The 17,189-nt window shown below is 72.6% G+C and carries 13 protein-coding genes and 2 tRNA genes; 7 read left to right on the top strand and 8 right to left on the bottom strand.

Annotation, left to right across the window (positions count from 1 at the left end; all coding sequences use genetic code 11):
- Positions 1-48: 48 nt before the first annotated feature.
- Positions 49-125: transfer RNA gene (locus ACETWP_RS10115), tRNA-Arg, on the bottom strand.
- A gap of 309 nt (positions 126-434) precedes the next feature.
- On the opposite strand from ACETWP_RS10115, the gene ACETWP_RS10110 reads away from it, so the two are divergent.
- The 4 genes from ACETWP_RS10110 (at position 435) to ACETWP_RS10095 (ending at position 5,058) form a co-directional block, all read left to right on the top strand.
- Positions 435-2,279 carry a phosphoenolpyruvate carboxykinase (GTP) gene (locus ACETWP_RS10110; protein ID WP_373972116.1) on the top strand — a complete coding sequence of 615 codons (1,845 nt, stop codon included), beginning with the start codon at positions 435-437 and terminating at the stop codon, positions 2,277-2,279.
- Positions 2,280-2,363: 84 nt separating this feature from the next.
- Positions 2,364-3,671: a hemolysin family protein gene (locus ACETWP_RS10105; RefSeq protein ID WP_373972115.1), complete on the top strand. Its 1,308-nt coding sequence runs from the start codon at positions 2,364-2,366 to the stop codon at positions 3,669-3,671.
- Positions 3,672-3,700: 29 nt separating this feature from the next.
- The gene (locus ACETWP_RS10100; protein ID WP_373972114.1) at positions 3,701-4,228 is read left to right on the top strand and encodes a PadR family transcriptional regulator; all 528 of its coding nucleotides are present in this window, start codon (positions 3,701-3,703) and stop codon (positions 4,226-4,228) included.
- Positions 4,225-5,058, top strand: coding sequence for an alpha/beta fold hydrolase (locus ACETWP_RS10095; RefSeq protein WP_373972113.1), 834 nt, complete (start codon positions 4,225-4,227; stop codon positions 5,056-5,058). Before ACETWP_RS10100 ends, ACETWP_RS10095 begins: the two co-directional genes overlap by 4 nt.
- On the opposite strand, the gene ACETWP_RS10090 is transcribed toward ACETWP_RS10095, so the two are convergent.
- The 4 genes from ACETWP_RS10090 to ACETWP_RS10075 all read right to left on the bottom strand — a co-directional run bounded on the left by ACETWP_RS10090 (position 5,055) and on the right by ACETWP_RS10075 (position 8,787).
- Positions 5,055-6,236: a globin domain-containing protein gene (locus tag ACETWP_RS10090; protein ID WP_373972112.1), complete on the bottom strand. Its 1,182-nt coding sequence runs from the start codon at positions 6,234-6,236 to the stop codon at positions 5,055-5,057. The two genes, ACETWP_RS10095 and ACETWP_RS10090, sit on opposite strands and share 4 nt — an antisense overlap.
- 164 nt (positions 6,237-6,400) lie before the next feature.
- Positions 6,401-6,853: an RrF2 family transcriptional regulator gene (locus ACETWP_RS10085; protein ID WP_373972111.1), complete on the bottom strand. Its 453-nt coding sequence runs from the start codon at positions 6,851-6,853 to the stop codon at positions 6,401-6,403.
- A 36-nt stretch (positions 6,854-6,889) separates the two neighbouring features.
- On the bottom strand, positions 6,890-7,375 hold the full coding sequence (locus ACETWP_RS10080; RefSeq protein WP_373972110.1) for a hypothetical protein: 486 nt from the start codon (positions 7,373-7,375) through the stop codon (positions 6,890-6,892).
- A complete protein-coding gene (locus ACETWP_RS10075; RefSeq protein WP_373972109.1) occupies positions 7,372-8,787 on the bottom strand; it encodes a phosphomannomutase/phosphoglucomutase in 1,416 nt (471 codons plus the stop codon). Before ACETWP_RS10075 ends, ACETWP_RS10080 begins: the two co-directional genes overlap by 4 nt.
- Before the next feature lie 94 nt (positions 8,788-8,881).
- Here ACETWP_RS10075 and ACETWP_RS10070 point away from each other — a divergent pair, with 94 nt between their 5' ends.
- On the top strand, positions 8,882-11,014 hold the full coding sequence (locus ACETWP_RS10070) for a RecQ family ATP-dependent DNA helicase (RefSeq protein ID WP_373972108.1): 2,133 nt from the start codon (positions 8,882-8,884) through the stop codon (positions 11,012-11,014).
- A 50-nt stretch (positions 11,015-11,064) separates the two neighbouring features.
- The gene (locus ACETWP_RS10065) at positions 11,065-12,240 is read left to right on the top strand and encodes a hypothetical protein (protein WP_373972107.1); all 1,176 of its coding nucleotides are present in this window, start codon (positions 11,065-11,067) and stop codon (positions 12,238-12,240) included.
- A gap of 11 nt (positions 12,241-12,251) precedes the next feature.
- Here the strand turns inward: ACETWP_RS10065 and ACETWP_RS10060 are convergent, their stop codons facing one another.
- From ACETWP_RS10060 to ACETWP_RS10050, 3 genes are all read right to left on the bottom strand, one after another.
- Positions 12,252-12,689 carry a cell wall-binding repeat-containing protein gene (locus ACETWP_RS10060; RefSeq protein WP_373972106.1) on the bottom strand — a complete coding sequence of 146 codons (438 nt, stop codon included), beginning with the start codon at positions 12,687-12,689 and terminating at the stop codon, positions 12,252-12,254.
- Positions 12,690-12,895: 206 nt separating this feature from the next.
- Positions 12,896-12,984: transfer RNA gene (locus ACETWP_RS10055), tRNA-Ser, on the bottom strand.
- A gap of 59 nt (positions 12,985-13,043) precedes the next feature.
- Positions 13,044-15,164, bottom strand: a complete 2,121-nt coding sequence (locus ACETWP_RS10050; protein ID WP_373972105.1) for a prolyl oligopeptidase family serine peptidase — start codon at positions 15,162-15,164, stop codon at positions 13,044-13,046.
- 34 nt (positions 15,165-15,198) lie between these two features.
- On the opposite strand from ACETWP_RS10050, the gene ACETWP_RS10045 reads away from it, so the two are divergent.
- On the top strand, positions 15,199-17,181 hold the full coding sequence (locus ACETWP_RS10045) for an FAD/NAD(P)-binding protein (RefSeq protein ID WP_373972104.1): 1,983 nt from the start codon (positions 15,199-15,201) through the stop codon (positions 17,179-17,181).
- Positions 17,182-17,189 lie beyond the last annotated feature (8 nt).

The following is a 17,189-nucleotide window of genomic DNA, read 5'->3' as shown; positions in this document are numbered from 1 at the left end:
CGGCCGCACCCAACGAAGAAGGCCCCCGCCGCGGCGGGGGCCTTCATGTGGTGCGCCCAAAGGGATTCGAACCCCTGACCTTCTGTTCCGTAGACAGACGCTCTATCCAGCTGAGCTATGGGCGCTTGGTCTGTGAACTCGTCGGCGACCTCGAACAACTATACAGACTCCCCGGGGCGGTGCAAAATTGCCCCTAACCGGCGGCGCCGGCCGCGGGCACCGCGGCGGGATGTCGTGAACTGTTACTAGACCGGTCTACGTGACCTTCGTCACAATCGACCCGTGGAAACTCGTGGAAACCCGCGGAAATCCGCGGTTCACCGTTCCCTGCGCGGCGGGGTGGGGGAACGGAGGCGAGGTGCGTCACGTTCGGTCCGCGACGGTCAGCCATAGCATCAATAGCAACCAGTAGCAGCCCAATGGAGGGAATGGATATGAGCGAGAGCTCCGACCAGCAGGTCCTTGACGCGCAGCGCGGGACCGCGCCCACGACCCACGCACAGCTTGCCGCGTGGGTCGAGGAAGTTGCCGCACTCACCCAGCCGCAGAGCGTCTACTGGGTCGACGGCAGCCAGGGGGAGTACGACCGCCTGACCTCCGAGCTGGTGGATTCCGGGACGTTCGTGCGTCTCAACGACGACAGGTTCCCGAACTCGTTCGCGGCCTTCTCCGATCCGAAGGACGTCGCCCGCGTGGAGGAGCAGACCTACATCTGCTCCGAGAACAGGCACGACGCCGGCTTCACGAACAACTGGATGGAGCCGGCCGAAATGAAGGCCAAGCTCCGTACCCTGTTCGAGGGATCCATGCGCGGACGCACCATGTACGTCATCCCGTTCGTCATGGGCCCCCTGGACGCCGAGGAGCCGAAGTACGGCGTCGAGATCACCGACTCCGCCTACGTGGTGGCCTCGATGCGCATCATGGCCCGCATCGGCACCGACGTCCTGCGCCGGATGGAACTGACGGACGCGTTCTACGTGCCCGCGCTGCACTCCCTCGGCGCGCCGCTGGCGGCCGGCGAGGAGGACGTCGCCTGGCCGTGCAACGAAGAGAAGTGGATCGTGCACTTCCCGGAGGAGCGCTCCATCTGGTCCTACGGCTCCGGCTACGGTGGCAACGCGCTGCTCGGCAAGAAGTGCTACGCCCTGCGCATCGCCTCCGTCATGGCCCGCGACGAGGGCTGGCTGGCCGAGCACATGCTCATCATCAAGCTGACCAGCCCCGAGGGGAAGGCCTACAACATCGCGGCCGCGTTCCCGTCGGCCTGCGGCAAGACGAACCTGGCGCTGCTGGATCCGACGATCGAGGGTTGGAAGGCCGAGACGCTCGGCGACGACATCAACTGGATGCGCATCGGCAAGGAGGGCGAACTGCGCGGGCTCAACCCCGAGTACGGCCTCTTCGGCGTCGCGCCGGGCACCGGCTGGGGCACGAACCCGAACGCCATGCGCGCCATCACCAAGGGCAACTCCATCTTCACGAACGTCGCCCTCACGGACGACGGCGGCGTGTGGTGGGAAGGCATGACCGAGGAGACCCCGGCGCACCTGACCGACTGGCAGGGCAACGAGTGGACCCCCGAGGCCGACCGTCCGGCCGCGCACCCGAACTCCCGCTTCTGCACGCCGATCGACCAGATCGACATGCTCGCGCAGGACTACTACAGCCCCGACGGCGTCGAGATCCACGCGATCCTCTTCGGCGGCCGCCGCAAGACCACGGTGCCCCTGGTGACCCAGGCCCGCACGTGGAGCAACGGCGTCTTCATGGGCTCCACGCTCTCCTCGGAGACGACCGCGGCCGCCGCCGGACAGGTCGGCGTCGTCCGCCGCGACCCGATGGCGATGCTGCCGTTCATCGGGTACGACGCGGGGGACTACCTGAACCACTGGGACAGCATCACCGCCAAGGCCGACCCGGACCGGTTGCCGCACATCTTCCTGGTGAACTGGTTCCGGCGCACCCCGGAGGGTGGCTTCGCCTGGCCCGGTTTCGGCGACAACTCGCGCGTCCTGAAGTGGGCGATCGAGCGCATCGAGGGCAAGGCCGACGCGCGGGAGACCCCGATCGGCTTCGTGCCGACCGGCGACTCCCTCGACCTGACGGGGCTGGAGGGCTTCACGCCGGCCGACGTCGAGGTCGCGGTGAACGTCGATCCCGAGGAGTGGAAGACCGAGTTGGCCAGCATCGAGGAATGGTACGGCAACTTCGGCGATTCCCTGCCGCAGTCGCTGCGGGACGAGCTCGCCGGGCTGCAGGAGCGCCTCCGCGCCTAGCGCCTGGCGCCTCGCGCCGCCGGTCGACGGAGGGTCCGCCCCGCAGGGGGTGGGCCCTCCGTCGTGTCCGGCCTAGGGTGGGGCATGGACAACTACACCCTCCTGAACGTCGGTCTGGTCCTGCTCTTCGTGCTCATCGGCGGGATCTTTGCGGGGACGGAGATGGCCCTCGTCAGCCTGCGCGAGGGGCAGATCCGGCGGATCGAGGCGACCGGGCGCCGTGGACTGAGGACGGCCGCGCTGGTCCGCAACCCGAACAGGTTCCTGTCCTCGGTGCAGATCGGCGTGACGGTGGCCGGCTTCTTCTCCTCGGCGTACGGGGCATCGACGATCGCGCCCGACCTCGTGCCCGTGCTGGCCGGCTGGGGCGTGCCGGGCGCGGCCGCGCCCGCGGTGGCGCTCGTCGGGATGACTCTCAGCATCGCCTACCTGTCCCTCGTGCTCGGCGAGCTGGTGCCCAAGCGGATCGCCATGCAGCGGGCCGAAGCCGTCACGCGTCTCGCCGCGCCTCCGTTGGGGGTCTTCGCCCGCGCGATGACGCCCGTGATCTGGCTGCTCTCGGTCTCGACGAACGCCGTCGTCAGCCTGCTCGGGGGCGACCCGCAGGCCCGCACCGCGGCCGTGTCGGCGGAGGAGGTGCGGGCCATGGTCGCCGGGAGCGAGGATCTGTCCGAGCACCACCGCAAGATCCTGGGCGACGTCTTCGACGCGGCCGACCGGACGGTCGCGGAGGTGATGCGGCCGCGGGGGCAGGTGGACTTCCTGGCGGCGGACACGCCGGCCGCCGAGGCCCTGGCCGCGGCGGCGCGCCTGACGCACAGCCGGTACCCCGTCTTCCGCGCCGACCGCGACGACGTCGTGGGCTTCGTGCACCTGCGCGACCTCCTCCGCGCGCGCGACGGTGCCAGCGTCGGCTCTCTGGCGCGCCCCCTGATCGCCTTTCCGGGAAGCGTCACGGTGCTGGCCGCCCTGGCGAGGCTGCGCGGGGAGGCCCAGCAGCTCGGACTCGTCGTGGACGAGTACGGCGGCACCGACGGCATCGTGGCCCTCGAGGACCTGCTGGAGGAGATCGTCGGGGAGATCTACGACGAGTACGACCTCGGCGTCCCGCCCGCGGGCAGGATCGTCGACGCGAGCGGAGCGGTCCTGGTCGACGGCAGCCTGATCGTCCAGGAGCTGCCGGAGGTCGCGGGGATCGAGGTGCCGGACGACGGCAGCTACGAGACGGTCGGCGGGTACATCCTGGCGGCGCTCGGCAGGATCGCCGCGCCCGGGGACACCGTCGACGGGCCGGGCTACCGGATCGAGGTCACGGCGGTCGACGGGCTGCGGATCGCCCGCGTGCGGATCGTTACCGAGCCGTTCCCCGACGCGGGGCAGCCTGGGCGATAACTCGACTAGGTGGCTGGCATCATGGGCTCATGATCCTCGCGCGCCTGATCCTGGGCCTCCTCAGCCTGGCCCCGATGACGGGCTACGACCTCAAGAAGCACTTCGACTCGAGCATCAACCACTTCTGGAACGCCGACAAGGCCCAGATCTACCGGACGCTGTCGCAACTGGTCGGGGACGGCCTCGCCACCGTCCGGACCGTCCCGCAGGAGAACTACCCCGCGCGGCAGGAGCACCACATCACCGACGCGGGACGCCGGGCGCTGCTGGGCTGGCTGTCGGGCCCCCTCGACCCGCCGGCCGGGCGCGAGCCCTTCCTCGGCCGCGTCTTCTTCGCCGGGGAGCTGGACCGCGACTCCGTGCTGGGGCTCCTCGCCGAGCGGCGCCAGCAGTCCCTCGCAACGCTCGCGGAGTACCGCGAGCAGCGCGCGGAGATCGGTCCCGGCGTCGCGGCGGACCGGCGCGCGTTCCTCATGGCCTCCACCCTCGACAACGGCATCGGCCACCTCGAGGCGGAGCTCGAGTGGCTCGACTCCGTCGAGGGGCGGCTGCCGTGACCCGGTCCGCCGTGCGGGCCGCCGCGGCGGACCGTCCCGACCCCGGTTCCTACCCGGAGATCCACCCGCCCGTCCGCCGGCGCCCCGACGGCGCGCCGGCCCGGACCCTGCTGTTCCTGCACGGCGGGAACGTGGCGAACTGGATGTGGGACCCGCAGGTCAAGGGGTTCCCCGACTACCGCGTCTTCACACCACACCTCCCCGGGTTCGGAGCCCGCGCCGCCGAGGACTGGGCCGGCCTGGAGAGCGCCGCGGACGACGTCGCGGCCTTCGTCGCCGACCAGGTCGAGGAGGGTGGCGTGCATGTCGTCGGCCTCTCGCTCGGCGGCGTCGTCGCGCTGCGCCTCATGGCCCGGCACCCCGAGCTCGTGGACAGCGCGCTGGTCTCCGGCGTCCCGGCCCGCGGGATCGACGCCGCCGCGCGGCAGCTGGCCCGGCTCCAGGTGCGGCTCTGGGGCCGGGAGTGGTTCTGGCGGTTCCAGGCCGGGGCCTTCGGCATCCCGCCGGACGACCGCCGGCTGTTCGCGGACCACGGGATCACCATCCGGGCCGAAAACGCGCGCAGGATGATGGCCGAGGTCTACGCCGGCGGGCTGCCCGCGGGCCTGGGGTCCTACGCGGGCCCGGTGCTGGCCGTCGCCGGATCCCGGGAACCGCCCGTGGTGCGGCGTTCGTTCCCCGACATCCGCGCCGCCCTGCCGCAGGCCGACTTCCGCCTGGCGCCCGCGATGCACCACCAGTGGAGCATCGAGGACCCGCTGTTGTTCAACTCCATGGTGCGGATGTGGGTCGAGCGCGGACGGGCGCACCCCCGGCTGCTGCCGGCCTAGCCGACCAGCCAGAGGTCCGGGCCGAAGACCTCGTAGTGGATGTTCGTCGCGGGGATGCCCGCGTCGATCGCCTGGGACCTGACGGCGCGCATGAACGGCAGCGGCCCGCAGAGGTAGACCTTGGCGTCCAGCGGCAGGTCCAACGGCGCGAGGTCCATCAGCCCCTCGGTCGCCTCGGTGCCCGCGAAGCGCGAGCCCGCGTCCTCGAGCCAGAGCAACAGCTCGGCGTTGGGCAGCCGGTCCACGGCCCCGAGCATCTGGTCCCGCAGCGCCCAGTTGGCCTCCGTCTGCTCGGCGTGGAGCACCAGGACACGGCGCGGCGAACCCTCGGCGGCCAGCGACTGCAGGACGGAGGCGCTGGGCGTGCAGCCGATGCCGGCCGTGGCGAGGACGATCGGGGCGTCGGAGCCGTCCACCTCGATGTCGCCGTAGGGGTTGGAAAGCTCGACGACGTCGCCCACGGCGACGCCGTGGTGCAGGACCGGGGACACCTCGCCGCCCCCGTCCAGCTTGGCGGTGAACACCCGCGACGTGGTGGAGGCCGCGTCGCCGCTCAACGTGTACTGGCGCGCCTGGCGCAGGCCGTCGTCCAGGACCACGCGCACCGACACGTACTGCCCGGGGGTTGCGGCGGTGACGGGGGTGTCGTCGGCGGGCTCGAACCGGAACGTCATGGACCCGACGCCGGCCGGCTCCCTGGCCACGAGCCGCCAGGGGCTCCATGCCTTGTCGTTGGCCTGCCGGGCATAGAGCCCCTTCTCGATCTTCACCAGCGCGTCGGCCATGAGCCAGTAGACCTCGGACCACGCCGCGGCGACCTCCGCCGTCACGGCGTCGCCGAGGTCGTCGGCGATGGCGGCGAAGAGGTGCTCGTACACGATCGGGTACTGGTCCTCGCGGATGCCCAGCGAGGCGTGCTTGTGCGCGATCCGGGACAGCACGGCCTCGGGCAGCGTCCCCGGGTTCCGGAGCAGGTGCGTGGCGAACGCCGCGATGCTTCCCGCCAGCGCCTGCTGCTGGGTGCCGTTGCGCTGGTTGGCGCGGCTGAACGTCCCGTCGAGCAGCTCGGGCCGCGCGGCGAACAGGCCCGTGTAGAACTTCTTGGTGATCTCGCCGATGCGTCCTCCGACGATGGGCAGGGTGGCTTCGATGACCGGGCGGGACTTGTCGGACAGCATGGGCGGACTCCTTGGGGATATAACTTGCATTTGGTATGCAAGTTTATATTCAAGTTCTACACTCCGTAGAATTTTGAGGCAAATCCGGGACGCGCCCGACGACACCCGAAGGCGGGAACCGGCGACCGTCGATGGGCGGGCGCGGGCAGGGACGGCCCCGGAGCCTAGGGGAGGCCCGTGGGGGCGGTGCCGGGAAAGGGGAGCCGGGCCAGCGCCGGCGAGCGGGTGAGCTCGGCGACGGTGAGGGCGTCGAGCTCCGCGTAGAAGGCGTCGCGTGCGCGGCGGAGGGCGGACCGCAGCCGGCAGCCGGCGAGCAGGGGGCACTCGCCGCCGCTGGCCGTCACGCAGTCGACGACGTCGCGGTGGCCGTCCAGGAGCCGCAGGAGTCCGCCGACCGAGGCCTCCCGGCCGGCGTTGTTGATCCGCACGCCGCCGTTGCGGCCGCGGGCGACGTCAATGAGTCCGAGGCGGCGCAGCTCCAGCACGGCCTTGCTGACATGGTGATACGGGATGCCGATGCCCTCGGCGACGGCGCGCGTGGTCAGTTGCCGCTCGGCGCCGGCGCCCAGCACCATGAGGGTGCGCAGGCAGACGTCGGCGAACGCGTTGAGTTTCACCGTCCCATTCTCGCACCGCCGGGGCGGCCCGGGCGGCTACCGCCAGACGAGCAGTTCGCCCGGCTCCGCGGTGGGCTCGTCGAACGTCCACGCGCCGGCGTCGTCCGCGGGCGCGGTGTAGGGCTGGACGACGGCGACGGCGCCACCCAGGCTGTGCTCCGCGTTGGCGTGCACGGCGTCGCGGCCCTCCTCGACCAGCGTGACGTCGGAGACCAGTGCGACGGCGGCGAACGCCTCGCGCTGCTGGGAGAGCAGCGTGACGAGGTCGATCATCATCGACTCGGCGTCGATGTCGGCCTCCGGGTCGTTCTCGTCCTCCGGCGGCTGGACGGCCAGCAGGCGCAGCTCGCCCTCGGCCCCGTCGGTCGCGGCTTCGAGGGCGATCCCGAAGGGCAGGAAGACGCCGTTGGCCTCGAGCTGCTCGCGGGCCACCCCCAGCGCCGTCCCGAGGATCCGGTTCAGCTGCTCGTGGGCCTCGTCGCCCAGCTCGGCGAGGCGGTTTTCGGCGGTGTTCTCGCTCATGCGTTGCTCCTGACGATCTTGAGTACCTGGTCGCGGACGCGTTCCATGGTTTCGGGGTCCCTGGCCTCGCCGTTGTAGCGCAGGAAGGGCTCGGTGTTGGAGGGGCGAAGGTTGAACCAGAACGACCCGTCGACCGCGGCGACCGTGGTCCCGTCCATCGACTCCACGGTCACGTCCTGGCCCAGGCACGCGTCCAGGACGTGGGCGACGGCCGCGTCCTTGTCGCGCACCTCCGAGTTGATCTCGCCCGAGGAGAAGTACGGCTCGTACTCCGCCGCGAGGTCCCCCAGCGCGCGGTCCTGGCCGCCGAGCGCGGCCAGGACGTGCATCGCGGCCAGCATGCCGGTGTCGGCGTTGAAGAAGTCGCGGAAGTAGTAGTGCGCGGAGTGCTCGCCGCCGAACACGGCGCCCTCGGCGGCCATCACGGCCTTGATGAAGGAGTGGCCCACCCGGGTGACCACGGGGCGGCCGCCCTCGCGCAGCACCAGCTCGGGGACCGCGCGGGAGGTGATGAGGTTGTGGATGACCACCGGCGTCTCCTCCCCGGCCGCGCGCGCCCGGGCGATCTCGCGGCGGGCCACGAGGGCGGTCACCGCGGACGGGGAGACGGGCTCGCCCCGCTCGTCGATGACGAAGCAGCGGTCCGCGTCGCCGTCGAACGCCAGCCCGATGTCCGCGCCGTGCGCCAGGACCGCGGCCTGGAGGTCGCGCAGGTTCTCCGGCTCCAGCGGGTTCGCGGGGTGGTTCGGGAACGTGCCGTCGAGCTCGAAGTAGAGCGGGACGATCTCCAGCGGCAGCGCCGGGAGCAGCGTGTCCCCGAGCACCGCGGGGGTGGTCAGCCCGGCCATGCCGTTGCCGGCGTCGACGACGACCTTCAGCGGGCGGATCCCGCCCAGGTCCACCAGCGAGCGCAGGTACGCGGCGTAGTCCGCGAGCACGTCGGTGGAGTCCACGGTCCCCGCCGGGGCGTCCCCGGACACGGGCAGCCCCTCGTCGAGGTAGGTCTGGGCCAGGTCGCGGATCTCGTAGAGGCCGGTGTCCGAGGACACCGGGACGGCCCCGGCCAGGGACATCTTCATGCCGTTGTAGGCCGCGGGGTTGTGCGAGGCGGTGAACACGACGCCGGCCGCGCGCAGGGTGCCGCACGCGAAGTACAGCTCGTCGGTGGAGACCAGACCGAGCATGCGCACGTTGGCGCCGCGGTAGGTCGCGCCGCGCGCGAAGGCGTCGGCGAATTCCGGGGAGGAGGGGCGCATGTCGCCGCCGACGAGCACCGTGGCCCCGGCCAGGCCCAGCACGTCCACGAAGGCGGCGCCGACGGCCTCGACGGATTCGGCGGTGATGGACTCGCCGACGATGCCGCGCACGTCGTAGGCCTTGAAGGACTGGGAAAGTTCGATCTCGCTGGTCACGGCTACGAGCTTAGCCGGTGGGAGCGGCGCCCGACGTTTTCCACATGCCGGGGCGCGGGGCCAAGCCGTCGGTGGAGACTGGGATACTGGGTGGATGGTTGAGACGGCGACGGCGGAATTGCGGGACAGTGCGACGGCGGTGCTCCGCCGGTTGGTGGGGCGAGAGGACGCGGTCTTCCACGACGGGCAGTACGAGGCCATCGAGGCCCTGGTCGACGGCGGCCGCCGCGCGCTGGTGGTCCAGCGCACGGGCTGGGGGAAGTCGGCCGTGTACTTCGTCGCGAGCCTGCTGCTGCGCGCCCGGGGCGCGGGACCCACGCTCATCGTGAGCCCGCTGTTGGCGCTGATGCGCGACCAGGTGGAGGCCGCGGCCCGCGCCGGGGTGCGGGCGGAGGCGATCAACTCCGCCAACGCGCTGGACTGGGGACAGGTCACCGCGCGCCTCGACGCCGACGAGGTCGATGTGTTGCTGGTGTCCCCGGAGCGCCTGAACAACCCGGTCTTCCGCGAGCAGCAGCTCCCGGAACTCGTCCGCCGGATGGGTCTGCTGGTGATCGACGAGGCGCACTGCATCTCCGACTGGGGCCACGACTTCCGGCCCGACTACCGGCGCATCAAGGACCTCATCACCTCGTTGCCGGCCGAGGTCCCCGTGCTGGCCACGACGGCGACGGCCAACGAGCGCGTGGTCCACGACGTGCAGGAGCAGTTGGCGGTCGGCGGGGCCGACGTCTTCACGCTGCGGGGCCCCCTCGCCCGCAAGTCCCTGCGGCTGGGTGTGCTCCGGCTGCCCAGCCCGCGCTCGCAGCTGGCGTGGCTGCTCACGCACCTCGGGGACCTCCCCGGCAGCGGGATCATCTACACACTGACCGTCTCGGCGGCCGAGGACATCACCCGGCTGCTGCGCGAGGCGGGACACGACGTCCGCGCCTACACCGGCAGGACGGACTCGGAGGAGCGCGCCGCCTCGGAGCAGGCGCTCAAGAACAACGAGGTCAAGGCCCTGGTGGCCACGAGCGCACTGGGCATGGGTTTCGACAAGCCGGACCTCGGCTTCGTCGTGCACGTCGGCGCCCCGAGCTCCCCGGTGGCCTACTACCAGCAGGTCGGGCGCGCCGGCCGCGGGACGGACAACGCCGACGTCCTGCTGCTGCCCGGGACCGAGGACCGCGAGATCTGGCGCTACTTCGCCACCGCCTCCATGCCGGACGAGCAGCGCGCGCAGGCGGTGCTCTCGGAGCTCGAGGCCGCCGGTGGCGCCGTATCCGCGCCGGCGCTCGAGGCGCGCGTCAACATCCGCCGCACGCCCCTGGAGCTCCTGCTCAAGGTGCTCGCCGTCGACGGTGCGGTGGAGCGCGTCCAGGGCGGATGGGCCCGCACCCGCCAGCCGTGGTCCTACGACGCCGAACGGTACGGCCGCGTCGCCGCGGCCCGCGTCGCGGAGCAGAACGCGATGCTGGCCTATGAGAACTCGACCGGCTGCCGCATGGAGTTCCTCGCCCACGCGCTGGACGACCCGGCGGCGGCCCCCTGCGGCCGCTGCGACAACTGCGCCGGGCCGTGGTTCGCCGACTCCATCGGCGAGGACGCGCGGGACAGCGCCCAGGCGGCGCTGGGCCGCGTGGGCGTGGAGCTCGAACCGCGGCTCATGTGGCCCGGGGGCATGGACCGCCTCGGCGTCCCGCTCAAGGGGAAGATCAAGCCGGAGGAGCAGGCGGCGTCCGGCAGGGCCCTCGCCCGCCTCACGGACCTGGGCTGGGGCGGCCGCCTCCGCACCCTGTTCTCGACGGCGGAAGGGGGCCAGGAGGACCTCCCCATCGACGACGCCATGCTGCGGGCGTGCGTGCAGGTGCTGGCGCAGTGGGGCTGGCGCGAACGTCCCGTGGCCGTCGTCAGCGTCCCGTCCCGCTCGCGCCCGGCGCTCGTAGGGTCCTTCGCGGAGGGGATCGCCCGGATCGGGCGCCTGCCCTACCTCGGCCAGCTGCACCACCCGCACGGCGGCCCGCGCGGCGATTCCGGCGGCAACAGCGCGTTCCGGCTGGCCTCCGTCTGGGACCAGTTCGCGGCGTCGCCGGAGCTGGCCGCGTCCATCGCAGAGGCCTCCGGGCCCGTGCTGTTGATCGACGACTACGTGGACAGCCGCTGGACCATCACCGAGGCCTCGCGTGTGCTCCGGCAGGCCGGGGCGACGCAGGTCCTGCCCTTCGTGCTCGCGATCTCGGCCTAGCCCGCCCCGCGGGGGTCCGCCGGAGGCCCCGGGGCCCTAAAATCGAACCCATGGAGACTCTGATGTGGGTGCTGGTGCCGTTGCTGATCCTCGGGATCGGATGGTGGTGGCTCGCCCGCGCCCGCAAGAGGACGTCCGCGGAGGTGGGCGCGGCGGTCGGCCCCGCGGCGGCCGCCGACGCGTCCTCCCGTCTGGGAGCCGAAGCGCACCGCTCCGTCTATCGGAAGCTGGGCCGCGGGGACTTCATGGGCGCCGTCCAGGAATACCGGGCCGCCACCGGGCAAGGAGTCAGGCAGTGCATCGTCGCGGTGCGGAGCCTGGAGGCCCATCCGCAGGTCTACCGCGCACCGGGGGCAGGGCAGCGCGGCACGAACGGCGTCGCCGGGCGGGTCGCCGGGCGCGGCGCCGGCGAGGGCGCCGGAGCCGGACCCGCAACGGGTTCCGAGCGCGCGCCCGGCTCCGAACAGGCGCCCGAGGCCCCCCGAGCCTCCGGCTTCGGGCGGGCCGCCGGGGAATCGCCGGTCTCCGGGCGTTACCGCGCGGCCGGGGAGGATGCCGGCGGGGCGTCCGGGCCGGAGGGGAAGCGCGCAGGGGACGCGGCGCCCCCGCAGAGCCCAAACTCGCAGGCCCCAAACTCGCAGACCCCGGACTCGCAGATCCCGGCCCAGCAGATCCCCGCGTCGCCGACTCCCGCCGCGACCCCACCGCGCGACCCCGAACCAGCCCCCGACGACGAGCTGGTCATCCCGGACGACTGGTCCCGGCAGTTCGGCAGCGCCGCGAGCCGGACGACGTCCAGCTTCAGGATCAGCGCCGAGACGGACGGCGCCACGCGCGAATTCAGCACCGACGAGTTGCCGCCGGCGGAGTACGACCAGTTCCAGTCCCTGATCCGGGACCACGACTTCGACCGCGCGGCATCGCTGCTGGCACGCCATTCGGGGCTGGACGAGCAGTCGATCCGCCAGCTGCTGGAGTCCGCGCCCGTGGAGGGGCCGGCCAGCGCGGCGGCCGGGAACGTCTCGGACTTCAGTTTCGAGGGCGACGGCCCCGACGGGCGCGTCCGCTTCAGCGCGTCCGACCTCCCGGAGGCGGATCGCCGGCTGTTCCTGGCGCACGTGAGCGCCGGGAGGAGGCGGGAGGCCGCCGAGCTGGTCCACGAACACACCGGGCTGCCGGTCGGCGTGGTCCTTCAGCTGCTGTCCGCGTTCGGGGACGGGGTCTAGCCCCGCCGCCGCTATCTGGCGGCGGCGATGGCCTGGGCCAGCATGTCCTCGCTCACGGCGACCGCGCTGCCCAGCACGGTGATGGATCCCGGGTCCAGCCGGGCCAGCTCGGCCGCGGTCCCCGCCGGCAGGGAGCCGGTGGGCGGGACCAGCAGGACGGGCCCGTCGGCCACCGGGCCGATGGCGAGGGCGTCCACGGTGTTCTCGCCGTTGGCCAGGTAGACGACGTCGACCCCCGGCTGGAAGTGCGCCGCGCTGATGGCTGCCGCCGTGTCGTAGCGCGTCTTGCCGGCCAGCCGCTGGACCGGGATGTCGGTGGGCGCCGCGCAGGGCCCGGTGAGCCAGCCGCCACCGGACCAGACCTGGCATCCGGTGTTGGCCTGCGCGACCCCGGCGACCGCGAGCGGCGCTGCGAGGACAAGAACGAGTATCGCGGGGACTTTACGCATAAAGTTGCTCCTGTGGTTTATGTGGCGAGAGCGATTGGAGGGGCTCAAGTAAAGCGAGCGTAGCCACCAGTGCCCCCATGCGCCAGAGGGCGGCCGCCGTGCGTTCCGCCGCCGGCCGCGCGCCGGGTCGCCGCGCGTTCCGGCGCAGGCCGGGAAGCGCGCCTTAAACAAAGCGACTCCCCCGGAATACCGGGGGAGTCGATCCGCGGAGACGGGGGGATTTGAACCCCCGGTCGAGTTTAACCCCGACCCTTCATTAGCAGTGAAGTCCATTCGGCCGCTCTGGCACGTCTCCTCGCGCTGGATCACCAGCCCCCCAAGACTACCCAACTGAGGGGCGCCATTCAAAAACGCCTAGCCGGACACGCGCCGCCAGAGGAACTCGTAGCTCGTCGCCAGCATGGCCGCGGACTGGCGGTTGTCCGACGCGCCGGCGTGTCCGCCGTCGAGGGACTCGTGGTACCAGACCTCGGCCGCGCCGCGTTCGCGCATCTTCGCCGCCATCTTGCGCGCCTGCACGGGTCCCACGCGATCGTCGCTCGTGGCGGTCCAGATCAGGGACGGCGGGTAGTCGACGCCCTCCGGCAGGTCGTCGTCGAGGCGGTGGTACGGCGAGAACGTCCGCACGAACTCCCAATCCCCGGGCACGTCGGGGTCCCCGTACTCGGCGATCCAGGAGTGCCCGGCGGACAGCCGGGTGTAGCGGCGCATGTCCAGCAGCGGGACGCCGCAGGAGATCGCGCCGAAGAGCTCGGGGTAGCCCGTCATCATGTTCCCCATCAGGAGCCCGCCGTTGCTGCGTCCGGTGGCGGCGAGCCGGCCCGGGACCGTCACGCCGCGGGCCACGAGGTCGCGGGCGATCGCCGCGAAGTCCTCGTAGGCGCGGTGGCGGTTCTCGCGCAGCGCGGCGCGGTGCCAGCGGGGCCCATACTCCCCTCCGCCGCGGATGTTCGCGAGGACGTAGACCCCGCGGCGCCCCGCCGCGGTGCGGCGCTCGAGCCAGGCGCGGCCGACCACCCCCGAGTACGACGGCGTCAGGCTGGTCTGGAACCCGCCGTAGCCGTTCATCAGCACGGGGTTCGCGCCGTCCAGCGGCAGGTCGCGGACGGAGACCTGGAAGTAGGGCACGCGCGTGCCGTCGTCGCTGCGGGCGAAGAACTGCTCGACGACGTGGTCCTCGGCGGCGAAGTGGGCCCCGGCCCGCTTGACGACGGCGGGCGGGGACGGCGGCTCGCCCTCGGCGGCCACGGTGCCGCGTGCCAGGGTCGTCGGGGTGAGGAAGCCCGTGGTCGTCAGCCAATACTCGTTGGCGGTGGCCGGGTCCTCGTCGTCGACGGCGGCGATGCCGAAGGAATGCAGGGGCGCCCCGACGTCGAGCGCCCGCGTCGCCCATCCGCGGGCAGGGTCCGCGACGAGGACCTCGGAGCTGACGTCGCGCAGGACGTTCAGCAGCAGGTGGTCCCGGGTGAAGTCGTAGGACTCCAGGGACGCGGACTCGTCGGGCACGAACACGTCGGTCACGGCGCGGTCCCCGGCGAGGAACGCGTCGAGGTCCGCGACGGCCAGCGTCCCCGGGGCGAGCGTGCGCCCCCCGACGTCCCACGGCGTCTGCGGGCTGAACAGGACCCACCCGCGGTGCAGGTGCACGCGCACGTCGGTGGGCACCTCGACGGCCCGCCACGCGTCCCCGTCCAGGACGGACGTCCGCGAGTTGTAGAAGTCGATCACGTCCACCGCGACCGTGCGCTCGTGGCCGGGGGTGTCGTCGTGGGCCACCATCGCGAGGACGTGGGTCTCGTCGACGGAGAAGACCTCGGGGGAGTCCGCGGGCTCCGTGCCGCGGCGGACACGGCGGACCGTGCGCGCGTACGAGGAGCGGGTGAGCGTCCCCTCGCCGAAGTCCGAGGCCACGTACAGGGCGTCCGGCCCGTCCCATGAGACGTTGGTCTTCGCCGCCGGGAGGCGGAAGCCGTCCTCGACCCAGTCCAGCTCCTCGAGGTCGAACTCGCGCACCTCCACGGCGTCCCCGCCGTCGGGGGAGAGGCGCACGAGCGCCCGGCGGTGGGGCTCGCCGTCGGCCGGGCGGAGCATGCGGGTGCCCGAGAAGACCCAGTCCGTGCCCTCGCGCGCCGCGAGCTCGTCGACGTCCAGGAGAACCTCCCACGCGGTGTCCGCGGACGCGTAGTTCTCCCAGTCGGTCCGCCGCCACAGGCCCCGGGGATGCTCGGCGTCGCGCCAGAAGTTGTAGTAGTGGGAGCCGCGCTTGGTGACTGAGGGGATGCGGTCCTCCGCGTCCAGCACCTCGAGCAGCGCGTCCTCGACCGCGCGGTAGCCATCGTCGAAGAGCATCGCCTCCGTTTCGGCGTTCCGGGCGCGCACCCAGTCCAGCGCGCTTCCGCCGTGGATGTCCTCGAGCCACAGGAAGTCGTCGTCGGCGTCGTGGAGGGGCATCGGGGGAGCTGCGCTGGAGTCCATCCGACGAGTCTATGGCAGGGCCTAGGCTGGAGGCATGGCACATAGCGAAGCGCATCGGGTGGTCGTCGTCGGTGCCGGGCCCCGCGGGACCTCGGTCCTGGAGCGCCTGCTGGCGCGGCTCGAGAACGGCGATGCCCCCGGGGACCGGCCGCTGCGTCCGCTCGAGGTGACCGTGGTGGACCCGCGCCGTCCGGGGCCCGGCCACGTGTGGGACACCGGACAGTCGAGGCTGTACCTCATGAACACCCCGGCCCTCTTCCCGACCGTCGCCCCGCCGCGCGGCGGTGGCGACGCGGCGGGCCTGACCTTCGACGAGTGGCGGATCGGCGGGGGCGACGGCGCGGAGCTGAGCCCGGTCGAACGGACCGAGCTGGCGGCGCTGGGCGCCGGATCCTTCCCGCAGCGGGCGCTCTACGGCCGCTACCTGCGCCACGTCCACGAGCGCGTCGTGGGCCGCCTCGAGGCCCTGCCGTCCGTCGCGTCGGTCCGGCACCTCCGCGCGGAGGCCGTGTCGCTGCGCCGGGAGGATTCCTCCTACGTCCTCGAGGTGCGCGACGCCGGAGGCGCCGTGGGCCACCTGGGGGCCGACGCCGTCGTGCTGGCGGTCGGGCACGTCCCGGCCCGGCCGAACCCGCGGCAGGAGGCGGCGGGCGCCCTCGCCAAGTCGGTCGGGCTGCACTACCAGCCCCCGAACATCCCGGCGGACGTGGACTGGGGCGTCTACCCGCCCGGGGAGCCGGTGCTGGTCCGCGGCCTGGGCCTGAACTTCTTCGACGTGATGATCCAGCTGAGCGTCGGGCGCGGGGGCGAGTTCGTGGAGACCGGCGAGGGGCCGGGCCGCGCGCTGGCCTACCGCGCCAGCGGGCGCGAGCCCGTCCTGTTCGCCGCGTCGCGGCGCGGCAGCCCGTACCGGGCCAAGGCGTGCGTCGACGCGTTCATCCCGCCGTCGGTCGAGCTCGTGCACCTGAGCTTCGAGGCCGTGCACGCCCTGGCCGCCGAGGGCGCGCCGGGCGAGCCGGCCGGCAAGGTGGCCTTCGGCGCCCACATCTGGCCCTTGCTGCACCGCGACGTGCTGCGGACCTTCTACGCCACGGCGGCCCGGGTCACTCCGGAGCTGTTCCCGGCGGGCGCCGGGGCGTTCATGGCAAGGCTGGACGAGATCCTGGACGCCCCGCACGCCTATGGCCAGGAGGTATGGCGCACCCTCGCGCGCGACCTCGTCGAGGAGCTGGCGCCGGAGGCGGGCTGGCTGGACGTGCCGGCGCTCGGGCATCCCTTCGCCGAACGTGGCTTCGCGAGCGCCGGGGAATTCCGGGAGGCGGTGCTCGGGTATCTCGAGGAGGACGCCAGGTCGTCCGCGCGCGGCGAGGACGACCCCGTGAAGATGGCCATCGGCGCGCTGAACGCGGGGCGGATGGTGGTCAAGCGGATGGCGGCCGAGGGGCTGGTCGACGGACCCAGCTGGCTCGAGGACCTGCAACGCTGGTTCGAGCCCCTGGTGGAGGGCCTCGCGAGCGGGCCGCCGCTCCAGCGGATCGAGGAGCTCGCCGCGCTGGTGCGCGCCGGGCTCGTCGACTTCGTCGGCGCCGATCCGGTCTTCGCGCTCGACGAGGAGGCCGGGCACTTCACGGCCTCCTCGCCCTGGGTCGCCGCGCCTCCGGTCGAGTCGCGCCACATGCTGGAGGCGATGATGCCCGCGAACCGCGTGGCGCAGAGCCTCTCGCCGCTGCTGGTGCAGCTGCAGGAGGAGGGACTGGCCCGGCCGCGCCCGACGCGGACCGCGGACGGGGACGATGTCCCCGGGGCGGGGTTCGACGTCGTGGGCGAGCCGTACCGGCTCGTGGACGCCGCCGGGGTGCCGCACCGGGCCGTCTTCGTCCTCGGCCTGCAGCTGTCCTCCGTGCAGTGGGGGACGGCCATCGCCGCGGAGGCCGGGGGCGGGTGGCAGGACGGCGCCCGGACGATCGCCGACGCCGACGCCGTGGCCGGCGAGCTATTGCGGCTGGCGGGGACGTAGCCCGGCCC

It is taken from the genome of Arthrobacter halodurans (assembly GCF_041877255.1).
Taxonomy (GTDB): Bacteria; Actinomycetota; Actinomycetes; order Actinomycetales; family Micrococcaceae; genus Arthrobacter_N; species Arthrobacter_N halodurans.
Note: the sequence above shows the minus strand (reverse complement) of the source record. Positions and strands in the feature narration are given on the sequence as shown.